This is a genomic window from Arthrobacter sp. NyZ413, from assembly GCF_049390645.1.
In the GTDB taxonomy this organism is placed as follows: domain Bacteria; phylum Actinomycetota; class Actinomycetes; order Actinomycetales; family Micrococcaceae; genus Arthrobacter.
Genome location: NZ_CP155434.1, coordinates 2,027,015 through 2,046,593, shown reverse-complemented (window position 1 = coordinate 2,046,593; position 19,579 = coordinate 2,027,015). Strand labels below are relative to the sequence as shown.

At 63.5% G+C, this 19,579-nt stretch carries 16 protein-coding genes; 13 read left to right on the top strand and 3 right to left on the bottom strand.

From position 1 onward, the window contains the following. Positions 1-19: 19 nt before the first annotated feature. Positions 20-268, top strand: a complete 249-nt coding sequence (locus ABCW42_RS09605) for a hypothetical protein (protein WP_423184619.1) — start codon at positions 20-22, stop codon at positions 266-268. A 43-nt stretch (positions 269-311) separates the two neighbouring features. Then, positions 312-644 carry a cupin domain-containing protein gene (locus tag ABCW42_RS09600; RefSeq protein WP_423184618.1) on the top strand — a complete coding sequence of 111 codons (333 nt, stop codon included), beginning with the start codon at positions 312-314 and terminating at the stop codon, positions 642-644. A 150-nt stretch (positions 645-794) separates the two neighbouring features. Here the strand turns inward: ABCW42_RS09600 and ABCW42_RS09595 are convergent, their stop codons facing one another. Together ABCW42_RS09595 and ABCW42_RS09590 are read right to left on the bottom strand one after the other, a co-directional pair. Then, on the bottom strand, positions 795-1,766 hold the full coding sequence (locus ABCW42_RS09595) for a 5'-3' exonuclease (protein ID WP_423184617.1): 972 nt from the start codon (positions 1,764-1,766) through the stop codon (positions 795-797). Between the two features lie 56 nt (positions 1,767-1,822). Continuing rightward, the gene (locus ABCW42_RS09590) at positions 1,823-2,086 is read right to left on the bottom strand and encodes a hypothetical protein (RefSeq protein WP_423184616.1); all 264 of its coding nucleotides are present in this window, start codon (positions 2,084-2,086) and stop codon (positions 1,823-1,825) included. A 377-nt stretch (positions 2,087-2,463) separates the two neighbouring features. Here ABCW42_RS09590 and ABCW42_RS09585 point away from each other — a divergent pair, with 377 nt between their 5' ends. From ABCW42_RS09585 to ABCW42_RS09565, 5 genes are all read left to right on the top strand, one after another. Next, complete coding sequence (locus ABCW42_RS09585) at positions 2,464-3,861, top strand: MFS transporter (protein ID WP_423184615.1); 1,398 nt, start codon at positions 2,464-2,466, stop codon at positions 3,859-3,861. Positions 3,862-4,003: 142 nt separating this feature from the next. Further along, positions 4,004-4,984: a LysR substrate-binding domain-containing protein gene (locus ABCW42_RS09580; protein ID WP_423184614.1), complete on the top strand. Its 981-nt coding sequence runs from the start codon at positions 4,004-4,006 to the stop codon at positions 4,982-4,984. A 463-nt stretch (positions 4,985-5,447) separates the two neighbouring features. Then, positions 5,448-5,615, top strand: coding sequence for a hypothetical protein (locus ABCW42_RS09575; RefSeq protein WP_423184613.1), 168 nt, complete (start codon positions 5,448-5,450; stop codon positions 5,613-5,615). A 99-nt stretch (positions 5,616-5,714) separates the two neighbouring features. Further along, positions 5,715-6,206 carry a hypothetical protein gene (locus tag ABCW42_RS09570; RefSeq protein ID WP_423184612.1) on the top strand — a complete coding sequence of 164 codons (492 nt, stop codon included), beginning with the start codon at positions 5,715-5,717 and terminating at the stop codon, positions 6,204-6,206. A 348-nt stretch (positions 6,207-6,554) separates the two neighbouring features. Continuing rightward, positions 6,555-8,414 carry a polysaccharide deacetylase family protein gene (locus ABCW42_RS09565; protein ID WP_423184611.1) on the top strand — a complete coding sequence of 620 codons (1,860 nt, stop codon included), beginning with the start codon at positions 6,555-6,557 and terminating at the stop codon, positions 8,412-8,414. A 672-nt stretch (positions 8,415-9,086) separates the two neighbouring features. Here ABCW42_RS09565 and ABCW42_RS09560 read toward each other — a convergent pair. Further along, positions 9,087-11,063 (bottom strand): amino acid transporter, encoded by a 1,977-nt coding sequence (locus tag ABCW42_RS09560; protein WP_423184610.1) that lies wholly within the window; start codon positions 11,061-11,063, stop codon positions 9,087-9,089. 410 nt (positions 11,064-11,473) lie between these two features. Between ABCW42_RS09560 and ABCW42_RS09555 the strand changes: the two genes are divergently transcribed. The 6 genes from ABCW42_RS09555 (at position 11,474) to ABCW42_RS09530 (ending at position 19,403) form a co-directional block, all read left to right on the top strand. Further along, positions 11,474-11,572 (top strand): potassium-transporting ATPase subunit F, encoded by a 99-nt coding sequence (locus ABCW42_RS09555; RefSeq protein ID WP_423184609.1) that lies wholly within the window; start codon positions 11,474-11,476, stop codon positions 11,570-11,572. A gap of 6 nt (positions 11,573-11,578) precedes the next feature. Beyond that, positions 11,579-13,246 (top strand): potassium-transporting ATPase subunit KdpA, encoded by a 1,668-nt coding sequence (gene kdpA, locus ABCW42_RS09550; RefSeq protein WP_423184608.1) that lies wholly within the window; start codon positions 11,579-11,581, stop codon positions 13,244-13,246. Continuing rightward, a complete protein-coding gene (gene kdpB, locus ABCW42_RS09545; protein ID WP_423184607.1) occupies positions 13,243-15,378 on the top strand; it encodes a potassium-transporting ATPase subunit KdpB in 2,136 nt (711 codons plus the stop codon). The genes kdpA and kdpB overlap by 4 nt, the downstream gene beginning before the upstream one ends. 9 nt (positions 15,379-15,387) lie before the next feature. Beyond that, the gene (gene kdpC, locus ABCW42_RS09540; RefSeq protein ID WP_423184606.1) at positions 15,388-15,999 is read left to right on the top strand and encodes a K(+)-transporting ATPase subunit C; all 612 of its coding nucleotides are present in this window, start codon (positions 15,388-15,390) and stop codon (positions 15,997-15,999) included. A 75-nt stretch (positions 16,000-16,074) separates the two neighbouring features. Further along, positions 16,075-18,729: a DUF4118 domain-containing protein gene (locus ABCW42_RS09535; protein ID WP_423184605.1), complete on the top strand. Its 2,655-nt coding sequence runs from the start codon at positions 16,075-16,077 to the stop codon at positions 18,727-18,729. After that, complete coding sequence (locus ABCW42_RS09530; protein WP_423184604.1) at positions 18,726-19,403, top strand: response regulator; 678 nt, start codon at positions 18,726-18,728, stop codon at positions 19,401-19,403. The genes ABCW42_RS09535 and ABCW42_RS09530 overlap by 4 nt, the downstream gene beginning before the upstream one ends. Positions 19,404-19,579: the final 176 nt, after the last annotated feature.

Below are 19,579 nucleotides of genomic sequence, written 5' to 3'. Positions count from 1 at the left end.
GTAAGTGAAGGGACGTCCAATGGCGCGTTTCGATGACTTGAAGTACACGAGGGACGAGCTGTTGCTCGCTTTGGCCAACGATCTCGGGTGCAGCGCGGACGATCCACGCATCGCCGATGCCTACGACGATCTGGCAACCAGCTGGGCGCAGGGTTCACCCGACCCAGCAGCGAGCTATAACGCCTACTTCGGACAGGGGCCGGTCGCTTCCGAGCTCGATATGACCATGGCCCGCGCGTGGGCCGCTGACCGAGTCCTTATCGACTGAACCGCCGAAGGCACCGTGTAGCTGCAAAAAAGAGGACAGCAATGTGAAAAAGATGTCACTGACGGCGCTGGCACGGACCCAGTTGGAGGCGGCCCGGAGAGCCTCGAGCGGGCGTAGCGCCGACACCGTTTTCGGCGGCCACGAGCACATCATGCGCCAAACGATCATCGCGCTGCGCGGCGGAGCGGTCATGGACGAGCACGAGAACCCGGGCGAGGCGACAATCTACGTCCTGGAAGGGCGGGTGACCCTCATTGCCGGGGAGAATTCCTGGGACGGTTCTCCGGGCGATCTGCTCATCGTGCCCGATTCAAGGCACGGACTGCAGGCCCATGAGGACTCCGTACTCTTGCTGTCGGTCGCCAAGCGCCGCTGAACACTCGGAGGGTTTGAGGCGCATGCCCATCCTTCAGCGGGAGCAACCGGAGGCAACGCAGCTGCATCCGGCTCGACAGATGACCGAGCCGTTCGGCCCCGAACTGCAGCGCTACGACGACGACCGCCGTACGCGCCGACTCTCGCGGACTCAGTCGTTTTGACGATGATCCGGCATATCGTCTCGTTGCTGACGGAGGTCGAGGGCTTCGAGCAATCGTTTCACTGAGCCGCCGAGGTTCCACTCCGTGGCGAGGCTTTCGAGTTGGGCGCGCGAATCACCGACGACGGGACGCAGCAAAGCGCCGGCCTCGCCAAGAGTGGGAACTGCGAGGTTCTTTACAACGTTCACGACGGCGGGCGCGACGGCAAGATAGTCGGCGGCTGCGGCGAGTTTCGACCTCACGGGCGCGGACAGTCCGCTGCTCCCATCGGCCGTCGCCGCGAGCAACTCGTCCAGGGTGCCGTACGCTGCGAGCAGCGACGCCGCAGTCTTTTCGCCGATTCCGGCAACACCCGGGAGCCCGTCGGATGCATCGCCGCGAAGCGTCGCGTAATCGGCGTACTGCTCGGGCAGCACGCGATACTTGCCGACGACGACGGCATCGGTCACGATTTCGAGGTTCTTCATACCCCGAGCGGTGTAGATGACCCGCACCTGGCAGGCGTCGTCGACGACCTGGAAGAGATCGCGATCGCCCGTCACAACGTCCACGGGTATCCCGGCGCGACTGGCGTAAGTGCCGATGACGTCGTCGGCCTCATGTCCGGCAACCCCGACGACGGCGATACCGGCGAGACCGAGCACCCGCCGGATCAGCGGAATCTGCGCTTCAAGCGCGTCCGGCACCACTTCGACGTCCGGCGCCCCCGCCACCAACTCCGCGACCCGGTGAGACTTATACGTCGGGATCAGGTCCACCCGCCACTGAGGACGCCAATCGTCGTCCCAGCACGCCACCAGATGCGTCGCCCCGTACTCGGTGGTGAGCCGCGCGATCATGTCCAATAGGCCCCGAACGGCGTTCACGGGCGTGCCGTCGGCCCGACGGATCGAATCCGGAACGCCGTAGAAGGCGCGAAAGTACAACGACGCGGTATCGAGGAGCATCAGGCTGGCCATAAGCGATCCTTACATCCGCAATCGGCGGTTCGCCAGCACCGCAGGTCAATCCAAGGTCACGCCTCTCCGTCACCCCTCGGTTCCGGATCCAGTGCCGGGACTCCCCCGCCCCGCGATCTGTCCCCCGCGTCAACCAGGGTCCACATGGCGCTTCCACCGTCGTGCGCAGGCATGATGCTGCCCTCGAAGACGAAAATCGCTTCGGCGGACGATCCAAGGGGCCGCCACAAACCATTCGCAGGGCAATGAGACCCAATGCCGACGACCATCGCGCCCTGGGAATTACCCGGTTCCCGGTCGATGCTGCTTAACTTCTTCATTCCAGGCTTCCTTGCGCTGCGTTGGCGGGTCCCGTGATCAAAAAACCGGTCTGCAACTCAATGGTAGGCAACGATATCGGCACTGAATAAGATGAAAGTGAAATGACCGGATAAGCCTTTCCTATGGATGGCCATTACCCGGGTTTCAGGGTCCAACGTCTCTTGCCTTTTGAAAAGCAGACATAACTGAACGCTATGTGGGAACACAAAAACTGTCTTTGTGTGACCCATAGCTCAAACGTTACTTTGATGTCTGAGACCAGTCGGCAAGCCGTAAAGCACACGATGGTCATACGAGGGAGTTCACACTCGAACCCTCTTTTCCGCAGCCCGCGTGTACCGGTAGGCCGCTGTTCACCCATCGCCATGGAGACGAAATGACCCAAACCATACTTCCAAAGAAGACCCCGGCCAGGGCGGCAATCGCCGCCTGGATCGGCACGACACTGGAATACTACGACTTCGCGGTGTACGGCACCTCGTCGGCGCTGATCCTGAACGTCCTCTTCTTCTCGCCCCAACTACCCACGGGCATCAGCGTCCTGCTTTCCCTGATCACCTTCGCCGTCGGCTACGCCGTCCGCCCCCTCGGCTCCCTCATCCTCGGACCCATGGGCGACCGCTACGGCCGCAAATTCGTCATGATGCTCACCCTGTTCGGCATCGGCGGCTGCACCTTCCTGATCGGCTGCCTGCCCACCTACGCCCAGATCGGCTCCCTCGCACCAATCCTGCTCGTAGCCATCCGCGTCATCCAAGGACTATGCCTCTCCGGCGAACAACCCAGCGCCATCACCATGAGCCTGGAACACGCCTCGGACCACCGCCGCGGATTCATCGCAAGCTTCACCACCCTCGGCTCAGCCTCCGGCACCCTGCTCACCCTGCTGGTCTTCATCCCGATCTCCGCCATGCCCTCGGCACAACTGCTCAGCTGGGGCTGGCGACTCCCCTTCTGGTTCTCCGCCCTCGTCGTCGTCGCCGCCTACCTCATCCGCCGCCACGTCCAAGAACCACCAGAATTCATCCAGGCCCAAGCCACCAAAGCAAACATCACCCCCCTCAAACACCTCCTGCGCTTCCACTGGCGCGCCGTACTCCGGATCATCTTCTGCGCACTCATCGCCGGCACCAGCTACATGATGCAGACCTTCTCCGTCGCCTTCGGAACCGCCGGATACAAACTCGACAAACCCACCATGCTCCTGACAACCACCGTCTCCGCCGTGATCGCCCTCGCCATCACCCCCCTGGCAGGATTCCTAGTCGACAAAATCGGCCGCAAAACCATGTTCCTCAGCGGAACCATCGGCGTCGGCATCACCATGGTCCCCTACCTCTGGTCCATCACCACCGGCAACTGGACCCTGATCTTCCTCTTCGGCATCATCAACTACTCCTTCTTCTACTCCATGGTCAACGCCTCCTGGCCCTCCTTCTTCGCAGAAATGTTCCCCGGCCGCCTCCGCGTCTCCGGACTCGCCCTGGGCACCCAAATCGGCTTCGCCATCTCCGGCGTCATCGGCCCCGTCCTCGCCACCGCACTCGCCGGCGCCGACCTCAAAGGATGGACCGGCCCCTCCATGGTCGCACTCGGATTCATGCTCTTCGCCGGCATCTCCGCACTCACCGCCAAAGAAACCGGCAAATACACCCTCAAAGAACTCGACGAACTACACCAAAGCAAACAAGAAAAAACCGCCGTCGCTGCCGCGACCGTAGCCCCCGCCAGGGCAACACACGATCTCTCAGCTGAGCCTGCCGCGGAGAAGTAACGGATACTCCTCAGCCTGAGCCATGGTTGACCATGACGACGGCGACAGGCGGCGGCCAGCTGGCCAATGGGCAGCTGGCCGCCGCCGTTCGGTGAACGTTATACAAGCCGGGCGGCAATCGGCCGGGTCAGGGAAGGGAACCGTGGACACGCGGAAGTTGGAGTATTTTGTCAGGATCGTGGACGCCGGAAGTATCACGAAGGCAGCATCGGCTCTCCACGTCGCCCAACCGGCGCTCAGCCAACAGGTTTCAGTCCTTGAGAAAGAACTCAAGCAGCGGCTGCTTATTCGCAGCAAACGAGGCATTGAACCGACCGCTGCCGGCCACACCCTTTACCGCCACGCCCAGACGATTCTTCGCCTGGTCGACGAAGCCCGGCAAGACATCGCCAAAGCCGGAGGCGCACCGTCGGGCCACGTTTCAATCGCCATCGCGCCAGACAGCATCGTCCCGAGCCTCACGCCACGAATCGTCCAAGAGGTAAGGAAGCGCTACCCCGACATTTCGCTTCACCTGACAGAGAGCGTCGGCGGAGCATTGAGCGAAGCGGTGAAAAGCGGCAAGCTCGACATGGCGCTTATCTATGAGCCAAGCGAAGCCCGTGGGGTTCGATTTACCACCCTGATCGTCGAGGACCTCCACCTAGTAACCAACCCGGGTATAGAGATCGCAACCCAGGAAGATGGAACAGTCACGGCAGAAGAAGCCTCAAAGGTCGAGGTGTTTCTTCCCGGCCGCGATCACACAATCCGACAACTAGTGGAGACGGTGTGGCGTGAAAAGGGCCTCGACCTGCGCCTCGTCGGCGAAGTCGGCTCACTACCGTCACTGGGCAGCCTCCTCCGCGCCAACCTCGGAGCTACCGTGCTCCCCAAGTCGGCAGTCGAGGCTTTGTTCCCGGGGCAGGGTTTCACCTCACATCGGATCATCAGTCCGTCACTGCAAAGCAAAATCGCATTGTGCACTGCCAATCATGATCCCCTCTCCGAAGCCGCCTCTGCAGTGCTTGTGATCCTCCGGGAAATGCTTCATGAGCAGCTGTTGGCACAATTCCAACACAAGCCAGCGCCCGCTGGCGGTGTGGCGTACCTCAGTTCACCGCCTGAACAAGTCCTTCTTTAGCAAGGCCGGAGAGGACCGCCCGTGGCGGGAAGTCACACCCCGGTGGAATCCGCAGAGATGTTGCTGGCAGGTGTTGGCGGAGCGGCCGCGGACGGCGTCGCAGTACCCGCCAGCAGCTATCCCCTGCGCTCTGGTGGGCGAGCTCGCCGCCTGGCAGGTGGCGTCGTCGTCGGGCTTTCCCGCATTGATCAAACTTTCCCGCATTCCCTCCGGCCGCGTCGACATCTGGTGTCGTCTCTACGCCCGGTGGTACCTTAGGCCGGTCAGGGTCTATTTGACTCGCGTTGCTGCGCGGAGACCGCCTGGGGGTACACCGCATCTTGCCCGTACGGGCGCGCCAACCAAGTACCCATCATCGACGAGTGCCCCATTTCCGGGCAATGCAGCACGCCACCTCGCCCGCACGGCACGCGATCGTACGCTTCAGCCCCTTCGAGGGAAGCCTTCAGAGGAAGGAGAAGCAATGCCCATCACCGACGAGAGCATAGTCATCCCGGTCCCACCCGAGGAAGTGTTCGGCCACGTCGCCGACGTGCTCGCGAACAAAGCATACGCACGGCAAGTGCGTGCCAACATAGCTGCGCTCTCCGAGATTCTCACCGAGCGCAAGAATCACGAAACCGAAGAATGACAAGCGCCGAACCGGGATCATGCCATGGGACTGGAAAAAGAATACGACTCGCGATTCGCAGACGAGACCAGGACGCCGTCCTGCCTCGAAGCTGAGCGCTTGGTTGACGAAGCCTGCGCAATGTTCGCTGACGCCGCTCAAACCCTCGATAAGGGAGGCGTTCCGACCGAACCAATCGAAGTCTGGCCCGAACAGGTTTTTGAATCGGCCTGGAAGCGAATCTTCGGCACCTATCGCCCGTCGAAAGCAGCAGACGGGTGGGAGCTGTTCCCCGGATTCCACATCGACACCGGTGGGGGTCTTTGGCGCAAGGAATGGACCCACCATCCCTGGGAGGCCGATACATGTCCCGCCAGCTTCGACACAAAACCTGTGATAACCAGCGACTGGGTCCAGATCTTTAGTTCTGTTGGACCGGCCACCTTTGAGCTTGGCTTCGGCAATGTCAAAAAGTACTACGACAAGGACGACCAGCCCTATCTCGTGCTCAGCCATGCCGTCAACGGAGACTTTTACAGCGAATACCCCGAGGGAATCTTCAAGGACGTACTGCTTGGCCGGGTAGCTTTGCTTCTGCGCCGCGCAGGGTAGCGGCCCCTTCAACGATGACGGCCCGGCCGATGACTGTGCCGCTGCCATCCGTACGGGCACGAACAAGCGCCACGTGGACTGACTAACTAGCTACATCAAAACGAGTACCCAACGCAGGCGCAGGAAGGAACAAGTGCCGGCTACTCGTTCCTACGGCCACCGACAGTCGTAGCCTCGCAAGTGCACGCGAGGGCGAACGAATCCCGCACGAGTGTGCAAAAACACAAATTCTCAGTGCCGTCGCTGGAATCAGGCAGGACGTCCCTTTCAAGCGGCGCACACCTGGAACAGCAATGAACCGTCACCCGGCTGCCGGGGTATTAACCGCCGACTGGGGAGGAGTTAGTAATGAGGACCACGAACTTATGGAAACGCTGGACCGCCTTTGGCAGCACAGCACTGGTGTTTGCCGGGCTGCTCGGGGCGACGGTGTTCGCCGCGCCGGCGCAGGCCGCGGCGAACACCGTGGTGTCCCTGACATTCGATGACGGCAACGCGGACCAGATGACCGCCGAATCCACCATGAAGAGCCTGGGACTGAACGGCACCTTCTTCATCACCACCGGATGGATCGACCAGCCCACCTACTTGACCACTGCGAACTTGCAGCAAATCGCCGCCGACGGCAACGAGATCGGAGGCCACACCGTCACCCACCCGGACCTCGTCTCCCTGACCACCGCCGAATCAACACGCCAGATCTGTGACGGCCGTGTCGCACTGATGAACATGGGCTTCAAAGTCACCAGTTTCGCCTACCCCTTCGCTTCCGAAAATCCGGCCACGGAGGCTTTGGTGAAGCAATGCGGGTTCAACAGTGCCCGGGGATTGGGTGACATTGCCGCCCCGGATCCTGCCTCCGCGACACTTCCTGTGGCGGAAACCATTCCTCCGGCCAACCCCTACGACACCGCGGCCCCGGATGAGGTAGACAGCACCTGGACCCTGCAGGACCTGCAAAACGAGGTAACTCACGCCCAGGCGGCCGGCGGGGGCTGGGTCCAGTTGACCTTCCACCATGTCGCCGTCGGCACGGACCCGACACTGAGCATCACCCCCACCCTGTTCACGCAGTTCGCGACCTGGCTCGCGCAGCAAAAGGCAGCCGGTACCGTCGCGGTCAAGACCGTGGACCAGGTCATCGGCGGCACCCAGAAGCCCGCGGTCCCGGGCCCGGCAGTCCCGCCACCGCCACCACCGGGCACCAACATGATCCAAAACCCCAGCCTGGAAACACTGACAAGCGGCATCCCGCAATGCTGGGCAGCCGGCGGCTACGGCACGAACACCGCTGCCTTCGCCGTTGTCTCCCCCGGCCACACCGGCAAGAACGCCGAACGACTCACGATGACCGGCTACGTGTCCGGGGACGCGAAACTCCTGCCGGCCTTGGACCTGGGCGGTTGCTCGCCGACCGGAACCCCCGGGCATACCTATCAGCTGAAGGCCTGGTACAAGTCGACGGCGGCGACCCAGTTTGAGCTCTACTACCGGATCGGTAACGGGTTCTGGCAGTACTGGACGGCAAGTCCGCTGATCGGCGCGGCAACGAACTGGACCCAGGCCACCTGGACCACGCCACCGCTGCCGGCCGGGGCGTCAGGAATCAGTTGGGGCCTGAACATCCAGACCAACGGCACCATCACCACCGACGACTACGCGATGTTCGACGTCGGCACCGCACCGACGCCACCGCCGCCGCCTCCCGCGGGTGGCAACCTGGTCCAAAACCCGAGCCTTGAAACAGCCGGCGTGGGAGGCTTCCCGCTCTGCTGGCAGGCAGGCGGATACGGCACCAACACCGCAGCCTTCAGCACCGTCTCCACGGCACACACCGGAACCAAGGCCGAGAAGGTGACTGTCACCGGCTATGTTAGCGGCGACGCGAAACTGCTACCCACCCTGGACAACAGCACGTGCGCTCCGGCAGCCACTGCGGGCCACACGTATTCGCTCAGGGCCTGGTACACCTCAACCGCTGTCACACAGTTCGTTGTGTACTACCGGGACGCCTCCGGCAATTGGGTGTACTGGACGTCCGGGCCGTGGTTGCCAGCGGCGAGCACCTACACGCAGGCCAGCTTCACGACGGCGGCAGTCCCCGCCGGGGCCACCGCACTGAGCTTCGGGTTGAACCTGTTCAGCAACGGAACACTCACGACGGACGACTACGCGATGTACGACGCCGTCGGAGCGCCACCCCTGTAACTCAACAGACCGCTGGACCCGGCAATCCAAGCCGCTGACAGAACGGGAGAACTGACCCGGGCGGCGGCTTGTGTCAGTTCTCCGAGCGGCTGTTCAGGGCATGTAGATGACACCGTGTGCGCGCGCTTGCGCGGTCGTATGATCGGGCCATCTCAACGAAAGACAAGGCGTCATGCTCAAAGCATTGAGAGCCTGGATTCGGACCGCAGCGCAATTTCCGAGACAGTCCACCGCCGATCTGCGCTGGCTTGAGGGCATCAGCTTCGTACTCGGCATAGGCAGCATGGTTGTGGCTCTTTTGTGGTTCCCCGGATGGCAGACGGCCGCATGGATCCTCGTTGCGATGTGCTGGGCTCGCGTCTCCGTACTGGCCAGAAAGGAGATCCGCCGACGCGGCAGCGGCGACCGCCCTTGACGAACTGCGACGTGGGCTGTGTGAACTTTCAGGCGCGTACGCGGCCGAGGCGATGGATGTGCCACGGACTGACCTCAGCACAGCCCGACGGCGGCCCGCCCGGATCTGCGCGAGCGTTCCCCTTTGTGCGGTCATACGTGAGCGACCGTCGGGTCGGGACGTGCGATACGTGAGCGGCGGTCCGGGCCAGGCCTTGCTCTTCGGTGCGATGTGCCTGAAGCACCGGTCCGCCGAACGGGTCAGATCCGCCGAACGGGTCAGCCGACGTGGACCCACGGACGGCGGGTAACCTCGGGCTCTGCTTCACGGAGGACTTCGCGGGTGACCGGTGCGATTTCGCCTTCACCAAGGAAGAGGAATTTGAGGAGGTTGATGATGGGGTTGCCTTCGGTCCAGCGGAAGTAGATGTGGGGCATGAGGCCGGTAACGTCGCGGATGTGGAGCAGTACCGAGGCGATGGTGTTGGGCACGACCGGGCCGTGTACTTCCAGGACGCGGTAGCCGTGCCTGTTCACGCCGCGCACGTCAAGTTCGGTTTCGAAATCGGAGGAATCATCCACGATGACTTCAAGGAACAGTGCTTCCCGGTCCAGGGGAAGGTGGCTGACTTCGATCGCTGAATTGAGTTTTGCTTGGTAGGCCTCGCGGCTGATGCGCAAGGGTTCGTGGGAGATCACGGCGAGTGGGCCGTCCTGCACATCGGTGAGGAATTCGAGGGCTTGCCGGTCCAGGCGGACGTGCGTGGCGTGCAGTTCGAAGGAGCGCATGATCCGGGACAGCAGGGAAATCACAATGATGCCGGCAATGAAGATGGCGGCGATCCGGAGGCCTTCGGGGCGTTCGAACATATTGGCGATGGTGGTGTAGATGAACACCACGGCGATCAGCCCGAACCCGATGGTCCGTTTGCGCTGCCGTGCCCGGCGGGCCGAGAGGGTCACGGCGACAGCGGCGGAGGTCATCAGGACCAGCACACCGGTCGCGTACGCGCCGCCCTGGGCGTCGACGTCGGCGTTGAAGAGAAAGGTGATAAGGAACCCGACAAGGGTGAACACCAGAACGAGCGGACGCACAGCCTTGGCCCACTCCGGGGCCATGCCGTAGCGGGGTAGGTACCGGGGCACGAGGTTGAGCAGCCCTGCCATGGCCGAGGCCCCCGCAAACCAAAGGATCGTGATAGTGCTCAAGTCATACACGGTGCCGAACCCGACTCCGAGGTACTCGTGTGCCAGGAAGGCCAGCGCACGTCCGTTCGCCTGGCCGCCGGCCTGGAATTCGGGTTCCGGGATCAGCACCACCGTGATGAAGCTAGTGGTAAGCAGGAACGAACTCATGATCACCGCGGCCGTGGTAAGGAGCCTGCGGGCTCCCTTGATACGTGCCACCGGTTTTTCGTCGGTGTCCCCGGGCGCGCCTTTGATCTGCGGCATGACCGCGACGCCGGTCTCGAAGCCGGACATGCCCAGGGCCAGTTTGGGGAACACCAGCAGGGCGATGCCGACCACCATCAACGGGTTACCGTGCGAGGCGGACAGCGCTCCCCACCAATCGGTGACCGCGGCCGGATGAGCTACGACCTGGGTGAAAGTGACCAGCACGAGCACGACGTTCAGGCCCAGATACAGGACGACGAGGACCACGGCGACACCGATGGCTTCCTTGAACCCGCGCAGGAACACGGCGGCGAGCAGCGCCAGCAGGAACAACGTGACCGCGACGTTTTGTCCCTGCAGCCATCCGGGTGCGATCGGGTTCTCGATCAGGTGGGCGGTGGCGTCGGCAGCGGAGAGGGTCATGGTGATCATGAAGTCCGTCGCGGCGAAACCGAGCAGCACCAAGACGAACAATTTGCCCGTCCAGCGCGGCATCAGCCGCTCGAGCATGGCGATTGATCCTTCGCCGCGGTGGCTTTCACCGGCAACCCGGCGATAGACCGGGAGGGCGCCCAGCAACGTCAGGCCGACCAGGACGAGCGTGGCGATCGGGGAAATCACCCCGGCGGCCAGCACCGCGATAGCCGGCGCGTACCCCAGGCTCGAGAAGTAGTCCACGCCGGTCAGGCACATGACCTGCCACCACGAATGCTTTTTATGGCCGGTATCGCTGACGGCGCCCGGTCCTTGGTGGGTGCCCTTGCTGTCCTGCAACCCGAACAACAACCAGGTCCGCAGGCTCGCCATGCCTGACGGCCGCGGGGCGGATGGATCCGCCGGAGGCCTGCTCAAAGTCGTCACAAGATGTCCCTTTCAGCGCACGGAAACCACTATCTTGCTGAAACGTAACACCGCACGCAGCCGGGCGGAGCGCTTTTTGACGAATCCTTAACGCCGGCGTCGGAAGGCTAAAGGCTGGCACCGATGCAGGTCTCCGGCTTCGTTTCGGAGCATGCCACGGCCTGCCGGCGTCGGTATTAAAACCACGTCAAGATCGCCCCCACCCGTATTAAGGAACTGTTAGGAACCGCTTTTCGCCATCTGACGGGGAGTTGACTGGCAGCAGCCCCGCAAACGGGGCGCGGATGAAAGGACGTTCCAGTGGCCGACCTGGCTGTTGTGGGAATCTTCGTGGTGTCCATGGGGATCGTGATGTGGATAGCCCACCTCTTGGGAAGAATTGTCGACGGCGACGGGCCGGTGAACGGGCAATGAGCGCTGACGTCGTCATGTGGGCGGTTCTGTTTATTGCGGGCCTGTGTCTCTTCGTTTACCTTCTGGCCGTGTTGATCCATCCGGAAAAGTGGTGATCCCGCATGGTTTTCAACACCGCCTCCTTCATCACCCAGGTGGCCGTCCTTTTGCTGCTGTTGGTTTTGGCGCACAAACCGCTAGGCATTTATCTCGCCGGTGTATTTGAAGGCGCTAAATCGACGCGGGTCGAAATGGTTTTCTACCGGCTGGCCGGAGTCGACAAAAACACGGAACAGGGTTGGTCCATCTACCTGCGCAGCGTCCTGGTCTTCTCTGCGGTATCCATCCTTGTGGTTTTCCTGCTCCAGCGCCTCCAAGGCGTCCTGCCCGGAAGCAACTCCCTGCCTGGCGTAGATCCGTGGACCGCCATGAATACGGCCATCTCTTTTGCCACCAACACCAACTGGCAGGTCTACACCCCTGAGACCACCATGGGCATCTTCGTGCAGATGTGCCTGCTGGCCGTCCAGAACTTCTTGTCTGCCGCCGTCGGAATCGTGGTGGTGGTGGCACTTATCCGCGGCATCGCGCGAACCCGCACGGACAGGCTGGGGAACTTCTGGGTGGACCTCGCCCGTGCGTCTTTCCGCGTGCTGCTTCCGATGGCTGTCCTCGCGGCGATCGCGATGCTGATCGGCGGCGTCGAACAGACTTTCTGGTCCACCGATGTCACCAACCAGGCAGCGGGTATCACACAGACGATCCCCGGCGGTCCGGTCGCATCCCAGGAAGCCATCAAGATCCTGGGCACCAACGGCGGCGGCTATTTCAATGCCAACTCCGCCCACCCGTTCGAGAACCCGAACGTCTTCACCAGCCTCTTCCAGGTCTTCCTGATCCTGCTCATCCCTTCTGCCTTGCCCTACGCTTACGGCCGCATGGTGGGTGACCAACGGCAGGGCTACACGGTGGCAGGTGCCATGGGCACGCTCTGGCTCGCTTCGACGGTCCTGATGGGTTGGGCTGTTTCCGGCGCTCAAGGTACCGCGACGGCAGCCGCGGGCGGTTTGGGCGAAGGTTTCGAACAGCGCCTCGGCGCGGCCCAAAGTGCCATCTTTGCTACGGCCACCACCCTGACCTCAACGGGCGCCATCAATGTCGCGCACGATTCCCTCCCGCCCCTGGCTGGCGGCGTGGCCATGGTCGACATGATGCTCGGCGAGGTAGCCCCGGGCGGCACCGGGTCAGGGCTTTACGGCCTGCTCATCCTTGCCATTGTTTCGGTGTTCATCGCCGGGCTCATGGTGGGCCGCACCCCCGAATTCCTAGGCAAGAAGATCGGTCCGCGGGAAATGAAGCTCACCGCGATGTACATCCTGGTGACCCCGGTCATCGTTTTGGCCACCGCCGGGGTCACAGTCCTGCTGCCCGATGCCGTGGCCAACGCTCCTGCCACGGGACCGCACCAGTTCAGCGAAGTGCTCTACGCCTTCACATCGGCGGCGAACAACAACGGCTCGGCCTTTGCAGGGATCACCACCTCGGGACCGTACCTGTCCACGATAATGGGCCTTGCCATGCTGCTCGGCAGGTTCCTGCCCATCGTGCTGGTGCTGGCCTTGGCGGGTTCCTTGGCAAAACAACCCAAGATCCCGGCGTCGTCCGGCACAGTCCCGACCCATGGTTGGCTCTTCGGTTCCCTCTTGCTCAGTGTCACGGTCATCATGACCGCTTTGAGCTACTTCCCGGCCCTTTCATTGGGCCCCCTCGCAGAAGGACTCCTCAAATGACCAAGTCCGGCACGGCATTCGCCAAGGACACCGCCCAGACTTACGCGGACGGCAATCCCCTGGGCACGCCCGGGGAACACAAGCACCACACCAAGGCACCGGCCAAACTTGACCTAGCCAGCCTCCGCACTGCCCTGCCCGTTGCCGTAGGCAAGCTTGCTCCCGGCCAGATCATCCACTCCCCCGTGATGTTCACAGTCCTGGTCGGGGCGGGCCTTTGCACAGTCATCTGCATCCTCAAACCGGCGGTCTTCAGCATCGCGGTGACGGTCTGGCTCTGGCTGACCGTGCTTTTCGGAACGCTGTCCGAAGCCATCGCGGAAGGCCGTGGCAAGGCTCAGGCAGATAGCCTGCGCGCCAGCCGGATTGGCGTGGTTGCCAGGCTTCGGTTCGCGGATGGCACCCTCAAGGAGGTTCCGGGGACGGAACTGCGGAAGAACGACGTCGTTATTTGCGAAGCCGGGGACGTCATCCCCTCCGACGGCGAGATCATCGAAGGCCTGGCGAGCGTGGACGAATCCACGATCACCGGCGAATCAGCACCCGTCATTCGCGAGTCCGGCGGCGACCGTTCCTCAGTGACAGGCGGCACCAAAGTCCTCTCGGACCGCATCGCCGTCCGGATCACCGCCGAGGCGGGCGAAACGTTCATCGACCGCATGATCAAACTCGTCGAAGGCGCCGTCCGGCAGAAGACCCCCAACGAAATCGCCCTCCACGTCCTCCTCGTTTCCCTGACCATCGTGTTCCTCGCGGTCACCATGAGCCTGGCCCCGTTCGCGTCGCTCGCGGGCGCAACGCCGTCGCCGATTGTCCTGGTGGCACTGCTTGTCTGCCTGATCCCCACCACCATCGGTGCGCTCGTTCCGGCAATCGGCATTGCCGGCATGGACCGATTGGTCCAACACAACGTCCTGGCCACGTCCGGCCGCGCCGTCGAAACGGCCGGAGATATCACGACGCTCCTGCTCGACAAGACCGGCACCATCACCTACGGCAACCGCCGCGCCGTCAACTTCTTCCCGGCGCACGACGTCGACCGGGAGGAACTCATCGAAGCCGCCCGGCTTTCCAGCCTGGCCGACGAGACGCCCGAAGGCCGCTCAATCGTGGAACTTGCAGAGGAAAAGGGCATCGGTGGACCGGACTTGGCCGAACTCGTGAAGGGTTCGGAAGACTTCGCTGTGGTCGAGTTCAGTGCCAGCACCCGCATGAGCGGACTGGACCTTGACGGCCGGAAGATCCGCAAGGGCGCCGCAGCCGCCGTCGCCAGGTTTGTCGCAGAGGCAGGCGGCCAAACGCCCGCCGAGGTCGATCACAAGGTGCAGGAAATCTCCGCTCAAGGCGGCACCCCACTGTTGGTTGCCGGCATTGCGCACGACGGCGGAGCCCGGGTCCTCGGGACCGTCCACCTTGCCGACGTGGTCAAGCCGGGCATGCATGCCCGCTTCGCCGAACTGCGGCGGATGGGCATCCGGACGGTGATGATCACGGGCGACAACCCCATCACGGCCAAGGCGATCGCAGCGGAGTCCGGCGTCGACGGCTTCGTTGCCGAAGCCACTCCGGAAGACAAACTGGCCGTCATCAAGGACGAGCAGTCACACGGCAGGCTCGTGGCGATGACCGGTGACGGCACCAACGATGCCCCTGCGCTGGCAGCGGCGGACGTAGGGGTCGCCATGAACTCGGGGACTCCGGCCGCGAAGGAGGCCGCCAACATGGTGGACCTGGACTCGGACCCCACCAAGCTGATCAACATTGTGGGCATCGGCAAGCAGCTACTGATCACCCGCGGAGCGCTGACCACGTTCTCGGTGGCGAACGACGTCGCGAAGTACTTTGCCATCGTCCCGGCGCTGTTCACGGGGACGTTCCCGGGGCTTGGCCTCTTGAACATCATGGGCCTGGCATCGCCGTCCTCGGCGATCCTGTCCGCCGTGATCTTCAACGCCTTGATCATCATCGCCCTTGTTCCGCTCGCGCTGCGCGGCGTCAAATACCGCGCTGTTTCGGCAAACCAAGCTTTGGCGCGGAACCTGCTGATTTACGGGCTCGGCGGACTCATCGCGCCTTTCATCGGGATCAAGCTCATCGACCTGCTGATCTCCCTCATCCCCGGCATCGGCTAGGAGACCACTATGAACACCCTTCCCGGTTACCTCCGCCAGGCGTGGACCGCGCTGCGGTTCCTGCTGCTGGCTACCGTCGTCCTTGGATTGCTCTATCCGCTGGCAATCTTCGGAATCGGCCAGGCAATCGCGCCGTTCCAGGCAAACGGCTCGATCATCAAGGACTCGGCCGGAAAGCCCGCTGCTTCGGCCCTGATTGCGCAGGTCTCAGCGGACAACTCCGGCACCCAGAGCCCTTTGTGGTTCCACGCACGGCCGTCCGCAGCCAAATGGGACCCGGGCGCATCCGCCGCCAGCAACCTAGGGCCAAATGACCCCAAACTGCTCGACGCCGTCAAGGCGGCCCGCGCAGCCATCGCCGCCGCCGAGGGCGTCAAGGAGTCCGACGTCCCCGCCGATGCCGTGACGGCCAGCGGCTCCGGGCTGGACCCGGAGATCTCCCCCGCCTACGCCCGCCTTCAGGTGCCTCGGGTGGCAAAAGCACATGGGCTGAGTCCCTCGGCGGTGCAGGCCATGGTTGACCGCCGTACCGTCACCGGGCTGGAGGCTTTCCTGGGGCAGCCGTCCGTCAACGTCACGGAACTGAACCTGGACGTTGCAACAGCGGCACCGGCCAAATGAGCGCAACAGCCTCCCCTGCGAGGCACCGGCTCGCGGCAAGGAACCGACACGTTCAACAAGTGAAAGAATGACCACATGGCACGGGCAACGCTGCGCATTTTCCTCGGGGCCGCTCCCGGCGTCGGAAAGACGTACGCCATGCTCCAAGAGGCGCACAGGCTGAGCGGACGAGGTGAAGACGTCGCTGTGGCGTTCGCCCTGGATCACGGGCGCAGCGACACCCGCGCTTTGATCGACGGCCTGGAGGTCATCCCGTCCCACACCATCGCCTACCGGGACACGGCGTTCGACGAGATGGACGTCGACGCCGTGTTGGCACGCAAGCCGGCCATCGCCGTCGTCGATGAATACGCCCACTCCAATATCCCCGGAAGCCGCAACGAAAAGCGGTGGCAAGACGTCGAGGAACTGCTCAATGCAGGCATCAACGTCCTCTCCACCGTCAACGTGCAGCATTTGGCGTCGCTTGGTGACGTTGTCACCGCCATTACCGACGTCCGGCAAGCAGAAACAGTGCCCGACGACGTCGTGCGGCGTGCCGACCAAATCCACCTTGTGGACATCTCGCCGGAGCTGCTGCGGCAACGGCTGGGCGACGGCAAGATCTATGCGGCGGACAAGATCGACGCCGCGCTCTCCAACTACTTCCGTCTCGGCAACCTCACAGCACTGCGCGAATTGGCCCTGCTCTGGCTGGCCGACCGCGTGGACGAAGGACTCGCGAAGTACCGTTCGGAACGGGGGATCGATGCGAGCTGGCCGGCCCGCGAACGGATCGTCATTGGCCTCACGGGCGGGCCTGAAGGGGACGTCCTGATCCGCCGGGCGGCCCGGATCCTCAAACGTGTCAACGGCGGAGACCTGCTCGCCGTGCACGTCCGGGCCGCCGACGGAGTCGCCACGGAATCGCCACAGGCACTCGAAGCCCAACGTCTGCTGGTCCGGGACTTGGGCGGAAGCTACCACACGGTAGCCGGCGAGGACCCTGCCAAGGCCCTGCTCGATTTTGCCCGCAGCGTGAACGCAACCCAGATCGTCGTCGGAATTTCCCGGCACCGCTCCCTGGTGGCGAGGCTGGCCGGGCGGGGAATCGGCACCCGGGTAGTGCGCGACTCCGGGGACATCGACGTCCATATGGTCTCCCATCCCTTGGGTGGCCGGGGCGTCGACCGGACCCGGCAAGGAGACCTGGGCCGCACCCGTGTGGTGACCGGCTTCATCATGGCCATCCTCCTCCCCGTTGCCCTGCAGCTTCTCCTCGCTGTGAGTCCTTCGCACAACATCGCTACGGCCGTGCTCGTGCAGTTGACCGGCTCAGTGGCCGTGGCCTTGGTCGGAGGATTGTGGCCAGCGCTGCTTGGCGCGCTTTTCAGCAGCCTGCTGGTGAACTACTTCTCGATCCCGCCTGTGGGAACGCTGACCATCAGCGACCCCGAGAACATCCTGGCCCTGCTGGTCTTCGTCGGGGTCTCGGCCGCGGTGGCCGCCGTCGTCGATGTCTCGGCCAGGCGATCCAAGGAAGCGGCCCGCGCACGCGCCGAAGCCACCACCCTCGGAGACCTTACCCGCGGAGCGTCGGCAGCCGAAGACACCGTCGAAGGGCTCCTGAAACAGGCGCTCGACGTCTTCCAGATGCGCGGGGCCGCGCTCTTCCGGGTAACGGGCGGCTCCGTTGCCCGGAATACCGGCGGAATCGGCACGTGGCGCCTTCTCGCCCAAGCCGGGGATACGGCGTCGATCTCTCCCGACGGCGGCGACAACACAGAACAGCTCGACGCCGGAACCCGGCTCGTCCTCTCCGGCCGCATCCTGCCAGCCAGCGACCGGAGACTGCTCGGCGCCTTTGGCGCGCATCTTTCGGCCCAGCTCGAACGCCGGCAATTGGCGGCCAGCCGTCGTGAAGTCCGGCGGCTTGCCGAGAGCAACACCATGCGCACCTCGATACTCCGCGCGGTGTCGCACGACCTGCGCACACCGCTGGCGGGCATCAAACTCGCCGTCGGTGGCCTGCGGCAAAGCACCGTCCATTACACGCCGGAGGAGGAACAGGAACTGCTCGCAACCATCGACGAATGCTCCGACCGGCTCGACGTCCTTGTGGGGAACCTGCTGGACATGTCCCGCATCACCTCCGACTCAGTCAATGCGCTCATCAGGCCAGTGCGCTGGTATGAAGTCATCCCGGCCGCCCTGCACGGCGTCCCGCCCGGGCGGGTGCGCGTGGACCTTCCCGGAAATATGCCCGAGATCGACGCCGACGCCGGGATGCTGGAACGCGTCATCGCCAACATCGTCGAAAATGCCCTCAAATACGCACCCGATTCCGACGTCGTCCTCGTTGGTGCCGCCGGCGGACTCAGCTCCACGAGCCTGGACGGCAAACCGTCCGGGGAACTGCGCATCATCGACCACGGCCAAGGGGTCCCCGCCGAAAGCGTGCTCAGGATGTTCCAACCGTTCCAACGGCTCAACGACGTCCCGGCGACCACCGGCGTTGGACTTGGACTGGCCGTGGCGAAAGGATTCACCGAGGCCATGGGAGGGACACTCACCGCGGAAGAAACCCCGGGCGGCGGGCTGACCATGGTCATCCGGCTGCCCCTGTCCACCGGGGCGCCATTCCCCCACGAAGAAGCGCAAGCACCCCTGGAGGCACAATCGGTGATGTTCGAACGCCGCCACACACCGCCGTCGGACGCTACGGGCGGCGCCCCCGTGAAGGCGAGATGAGCAGCGTCCTGGTCGTGGACGACGATCCCCACATCGTCAAAGCGCTGAAGATCACCCTGCAGGCCCACGGTTACACCGTGGCCACCGCGCCCGACGGCGAATCGGCCCTGCGCTCAGCCGCCCGGCACCCGGTCGGGGCCCTGATCCTTGACCTGGGGTTGCCGGACATGGACGGAACCGCCGTCATCAGCAGGCTCCGGTCGTGGAGCAGCGTGCCGATCCTGGTCCTGTCCGCCCGCCACGGCTCCGACGACAAAGTCGACGCCCTCGACGCCGGCGCCGACGACTACATCACCAAGCCGTTCGGGCTCGACGAACTCTTGGCCCGCCTCCGCGCAATCCTGCGCCGCACGACGGAAACCGGCGAAGAACCACCCGTGCTCGTCACCGACTCGTTCACAGCCGACCTGTCCATGCGCCGGGTCACCCGCGACGGGCAAGACGTCCGCCTTACCCCCACCGAATGGCGGATTCTGGAGCTCTTCGTCCGCAACCCCGGGAAACTGATCACCCAGCAGCAACTCCTTAATGAAGTCTGGGGTCCGGCCTACTCCACGGAAGCCAACTACCTGCGCGTCTACATGGTGCAGCTCCGACGCAAGCTCGAACGCGAACCAGGCAACCCCAGGCACCTCATTACCGAAATAGGAATCGGCTACCGGTTCATCCCCTGACCATACCGTCACTCCCTTAATAGAGGCGGGTCATTTATGTAAGCGCTTGCACATTATGTGGCGCAGGTCATACGGTGAATGACGCGACACAGACCGACGCACCCTGACCCGGTCGCAGGACCAGACGGTTCTTATTCGAATTTCAAGCCAAGGAGGTCTTGTGGAAGGCAAGGTTA

What these genes read in the sequence shown, in the direction of transcription:
- ABCW42_RS09590 (WP_423184616.1), bottom strand. Translation starts at nt 2,086, where the DNA reads ATGAAGAAGTTAAGCAGCATCGACCGGGAACCGGGTAATTCCCAGGGC.
- kdpA (WP_423184608.1), top strand. Translation starts at nt 11,579, where the DNA reads ATGGTTTTCAACACCGCCTCCTTCATCACCCAGGTGGCCGTCCTTTTG.
- ABCW42_RS09565 (WP_423184611.1), top strand. Translation starts at nt 6,555, where the DNA reads ATGAGGACCACGAACTTATGGAAACGCTGGACCGCCTTTGGCAGCACA.
- ABCW42_RS09585 (WP_423184615.1), top strand. Translation starts at nt 2,464, where the DNA reads ATGACCCAAACCATACTTCCAAAGAAGACCCCGGCCAGGGCGGCAATC.
- kdpB (WP_423184607.1), top strand. Translation starts at nt 13,243, where the DNA reads ATGACCAAGTCCGGCACGGCATTCGCCAAGGACACCGCCCAGACTTAC.
- kdpC (WP_423184606.1), top strand. Translation starts at nt 15,388, where the DNA reads ATGAACACCCTTCCCGGTTACCTCCGCCAGGCGTGGACCGCGCTGCGG.
- ABCW42_RS09595 (WP_423184617.1), bottom strand. Translation starts at nt 1,766, where the DNA reads ATGGCCAGCCTGATGCTCCTCGATACCGCGTCGTTGTACTTTCGCGCC.
- ABCW42_RS09530 (WP_423184604.1), top strand. Translation starts at nt 18,726, where the DNA reads ATGAGCAGCGTCCTGGTCGTGGACGACGATCCCCACATCGTCAAAGCG.
- ABCW42_RS09575 (WP_423184613.1), top strand. Translation starts at nt 5,448, where the DNA reads ATGCCCATCACCGACGAGAGCATAGTCATCCCGGTCCCACCCGAGGAA.
- ABCW42_RS09535 (WP_423184605.1), top strand. Translation starts at nt 16,075, where the DNA reads ATGGCACGGGCAACGCTGCGCATTTTCCTCGGGGCCGCTCCCGGCGTC.
- ABCW42_RS09605 (WP_423184619.1), top strand. Translation starts at nt 20, where the DNA reads ATGGCGCGTTTCGATGACTTGAAGTACACGAGGGACGAGCTGTTGCTC.
- ABCW42_RS09555 (WP_423184609.1), top strand. Translation starts at nt 11,474, where the DNA reads ATGAGCGCTGACGTCGTCATGTGGGCGGTTCTGTTTATTGCGGGCCTG.